Annotated in this window: 2 protein-coding genes; one reads left to right on the top strand and one right to left on the bottom strand. The window is 43.4% G+C overall.

Annotated features, from left to right (window positions below; translation table 11 throughout):
- Positions 1 to 533 (bottom strand): LysM-like peptidoglycan-binding domain-containing protein (locus A3757_RS17385; RefSeq protein WP_304439196.1); only part of this gene is annotated, 533 nt, incomplete at its 3' end.
- A gap of 302 nt (positions 534 to 835) precedes the next feature.
- Between A3757_RS17385 and tyrS the strand changes: the two genes are divergently transcribed.
- Complete coding sequence (gene tyrS / locus A3757_RS17380) at positions 836 to 2,035, top strand: tyrosine--tRNA ligase (RefSeq protein WP_068553810.1); 1,200 nt, start codon at positions 836 to 838, stop codon at positions 2,033 to 2,035.
- Positions 2,036 to 2,189: the final 154 nt, after the last annotated feature.

Raw genomic sequence — 2,189 nt, 5'->3', positions numbered from 1 at the left:
ATAATTTGCGACTGTGAGAGCCCGGCCTTTTGCCCTGCAAGGAATAATGAGCTTTCTATAGTTCCCTCACCGTAGGCGATATGAACATCCGGGGTGCGAGTAACAACTTCTTTAGTGAAAGAATTGTTTTCATCCCGTTTAAATACAATTGACTTAAGGGGGGAGCGAACCAGTTTGATTTGGGAAAGTTGCTCGTTCTCATCGTTAAGAAAGGCGATCTTTTCGCCAGGGTAAATGTTGGCAATCTGCTTTGCAGCTTTCGACGAGTGTATAACGGAGTACATGATTTTATCGTTGTACCCGGCTTTAGCAAACAGTGTTGATAATGTATTGCCTGATTTGATATCAAAACTCTGCCAGTTTTCGACTTTAGGCGTTGGGCTGGCAATCAGGGGCTGCTGGCTGGGCTCTTGCGTGTTTAATGCTTTAACGCTCTCGCTGCTAGACAAAACCTGGTTATCTAGATCAATCTCGATGGACGTTCTGGTTGCATTGACTTTGCTGCTAGGGCTCAGTGCAAGTACAAGTGTCATTACCGCGCCGGTGAGGCTGGCGGCTATCATGTGCTTTTTTGGAAAGGCGTGAATCAACGTCTGGCCTGCTTTAATTAATTGCTTTACTCAATAAAGTGAGTATTAATGCTTTTTAGAAGTCACATAAAAATGTGAAAATCTGTTAAATATTCCTATAAGTATAGTTGTAAGCTGGGTTCAAGCAAAGTCAATGTTTGTTTATAAAGCTTACAGTAATGTTAAAGATGATATACTTGTTTGTTTTTTGATGTCGCGATTGTTTCTCGATTGTTATTGGTATGCGTTGAAAGGTGAAGTTTAAGATGGGATCGGTTCAAGAAGCTCTAGAAATTATTAAACGCGGAGCTGAAGAGTTAATAGTAGAAGAAGACTTAGTAAAGAAGCTTGAGGCGGGGAAGAAACTTCGTGTCAAAGCTGGATTTGACCCAACTGCTCCAGATTTACATTTAGGGCATACGGTACTCATTAATAAGTTGAAGCAGTTCCAGGATCTTGGTCATGAGGTGCTGTTCTTGATTGGCGACTTTACCGGCATGATTGGTGATCCTACCGGTAAAAGTGCTACACGGCCGCCTTTGACTGAAGAGCAGGTGGCGCAAAATGCGCAGACCTATAAAGAGCAGGTGTTCAAAATTTTAGATCCTGAGTTAACAACGGTCATGTTTAACTCAGAATGGATGTCGAAGATGTCTGCTGCGGATATGATCAAGCTGGCCGGGCAATATACTGTAGCGAGAATGCTAGAGCGTGATGACTTTAGTAAGCGCTTTAAAGGGGAGCAGTCCATTGCAATTCATGAGTTCTTGTACCCGTTAGTGCAAGGTTATGACTCGGTTGCAATGGCGGCAGATGTTGAATTGGGTGGAACTGACCAAAAGTTCAACTTATTAATGGGGCGTACTTTGCAGAAAAATGCGGGTATGGATCCTCAGACAATTCTAACGATGCCTTTATTAGAGGGTTTGGATGGTGTCCAGAAAATGTCCAAATCGCTCAATAACTATGTGGGTGTGAATGATGCGCCGGGTGAGATGTACACGAAGTTGCTATCGCTACCTGATGAAATGATCTGGCGCTACTATGAATTATTAAGCTTTAAGTCATTGGCAGAGATAGAGGTTCTTAAACAAGAGGTTGCGCAAGGGAGAAACCCGCAAGAGGTTAAAGATCTGTTTGCGCGCGAAATCATTGAGCGTTTCCATGATGCGGAGTCGGCGGCGACGGCGCATAACTCGGCAGGCAACCGAGTCGGTTTGGGTGAGATTCCAGATAATGTTCCGGAAGTTGATGTTGATGCTGAGGGGCAGTCGGAGTTGCCAGTATCTGCTGTACTAAGAATGGCGGCTTTGGTAAAGAATGGTGCAGCAGCTAAAGATGTCTTGGGTCGCGGTGCAGTATATGTAGAAGGCAAGAAGGTAGAGGCGAGCTTGAAGTTGTCGGTGCCTGGTATATATGTGATTCAGGCGGGTAAGAAAAAGATAGCAAAAGTCTCGTTAAAATAGCGTTACAAACTAATTTATAAAAAGTTTGATAAAGGTGTTGACCTAAAGAATCAGCTCTATATAATGCGCACCTCCTTAAGACGAACCGCTTCGAAAGCGGCGAAGTTTGAAGGAGATAGAAGATGAATTAAGTGATTAAATCAGTAATTTATCT

The sequence above is a fragment of the Oleiphilus sp. HI0117 genome, assembly GCF_001635235.1.
Note: the sequence above shows the minus strand (reverse complement) of the source record. Positions and strands in the feature narration are given on the sequence as shown.

Excerpts from the sequence above, each read along its gene's own strand:
- tyrS (WP_068553810.1), top strand. The coding sequence starts at position 836 with ATGGGATCGGTTCAAGAAGCTCTAGAAATTATTAAACGCGGAGCTGAA.